Consider the following 1736-nt stretch of genomic DNA (forward strand, 5'->3'; position numbering starts at 1 on the left):
CTTTAACCATGGAACAGTTTTTGATATTCAATATCTTGAATATTTAGTCATAAAAATGCTTAACTGACTGGCATTAGCCTGAGGCCCCCTGAATGCCAGTGTCATGATTTAATGGCGGCTGACGATGATCCGCCCCGTGCTCATGTCACGGGCCTGGCCGGTGACGCTGATCTTGAGACCATACTCGGGCAGCAGACGACCGGCATCCGGGATCTCCTTGCTCTGGTAGCTGCGAGAATCCTTGAACACCCGGTTTGGGGTGATCCAGAAGTCCTGCAGCAGTGAGCCGCTTGAGTGCTGGAGGTCGAGCGGCTTCTGGAAGCCAAGGCTAAAGGTGGCATCGTGGATTTGATAACGGGTACCGGCTACGGCGCCGTCACTCCACTTCAGGGTGCGCTGGTCTGCATCCACTACCCCTAGGAAACCCTCACCCGGATGGAGACCCACCCAGTTGTTGGCCTGGCTGTTGTCCACGTACCAGAGCAGCATGCCCGGCTCGTAGCGCATCAGTTGATCGCCCACATTGATATGGGCCAGCCCGGTATCGACTCCCGCATGGTTGCGCCACTCGGCCAGATAGTAGTGATCCTTGGCCTCACTGCCGTTGCTTTTGACAAAACCGGCCAGGGTGAAGGCGGAACTGCCCTCTGCCCCGTCGCTTATCACAGTCTCACCGTCAGCCAGGATCTGGATCTCGTCCACGAACAGGCCGTCCTCGGCCGTGCCGCCATCGCTTTGGTATTGCAGGGTGAGGGTGATCTGCTGACCGGCCCAGGGGGTCAGGTCGAACTCGGCATCGGTCCAGCCATTGGAGTTGCCCGTGATGCCGACCCCGAAACCGATCCCGTTAGGATCGTCGCTGGTGGTCAGGTTGCCCGCGATGGGCTGGCCGTTGACCAGCACCCTGGCGTAGTCATATCCCTCTTCAATCTGATACCAGGCCTTGAACGTCAGGCTGGCACTCTGCCTGCCGCTCAGATCCAGTTTGAGGTTCATGCGGTTGTCCAGGTTGTTGGCCTTGCCACCGTGGTATTCGTATTGGCCGGCGTAGGGCGGGTTGAGCGGGACTTGCTTGGCGGGCAGGTTGATGCGCACCACGTCGTCGTTTCGCCCCTTGTCGTTGGCCTGATCCAGCATGTAGACGTTGCCACTGGGGCTGAGGTCGGCGAGTTGCACATTGCTGCCATGCAGCCAGTTGCCGCCGAGGGAGGCCTGCAGGAACTCCTTGGCCCAAGCGGAGAAACCGGTCGGCTCGGTGCCGCCAATCACCCCGGCCCAGGAGCCGGATGACATGATGGACCAGCTGGCGACTGGCTCACCCTTGCCGGTGTATTTGGTGTCGTACTCGTCCGGCAGTCCCAAATCGTGGCCATATTCGTGGGCACAGACCCCGGCTGCCGCATCGATGGGCTGAATGGTGTAGTCGTAGGCGGCATACTGGCCGCCGAAGTTCCCGCTCGGGCTGCTGGTGCCCGGGATGGGGTAGGGGGTGCCCAGGTTCCAGCGATGTGCCCAGATGGCATCTTCGCCAAGATCGCCACCCCCCGCCTCTTCCCCCACGCTGGAGTGGAAAATCATCAGGTGATCGATGAGACCATCCGGCTCGTTCCGGTTGCCATTGCCATTGAGGTCGTAGCGATCCTCTTGGTCAAACTCGGACAGATCGATGGAAGGGTCGTTGGCGACCTGGATCAGCGCTTCTTTCACCAATTCCCGAATGGTGGTCGGAGTGGCAT

Annotated in this window: 1 protein-coding gene; it reads right to left on the minus strand. The window is 59.8% G+C overall.

Going from position 1 to position 1736, the window contains the following annotated elements; genetic code table 11:
• Nucleotides 1-108 precede the first annotated feature (108 nt).
• The coding region (locus AAC083_RS17935; RefSeq protein WP_108535500.1) for an immune inhibitor A domain-containing protein at nucleotides 109-1736 on the minus strand (1628 nt) is incomplete at its 5' end.

This window comes from Aeromonas sp. HMWF014 (assembly GCF_963878295.1).
Classification (GTDB): Bacteria; Pseudomonadota; Gammaproteobacteria; order Enterobacterales; family Aeromonadaceae; genus Aeromonas; species Aeromonas popoffii.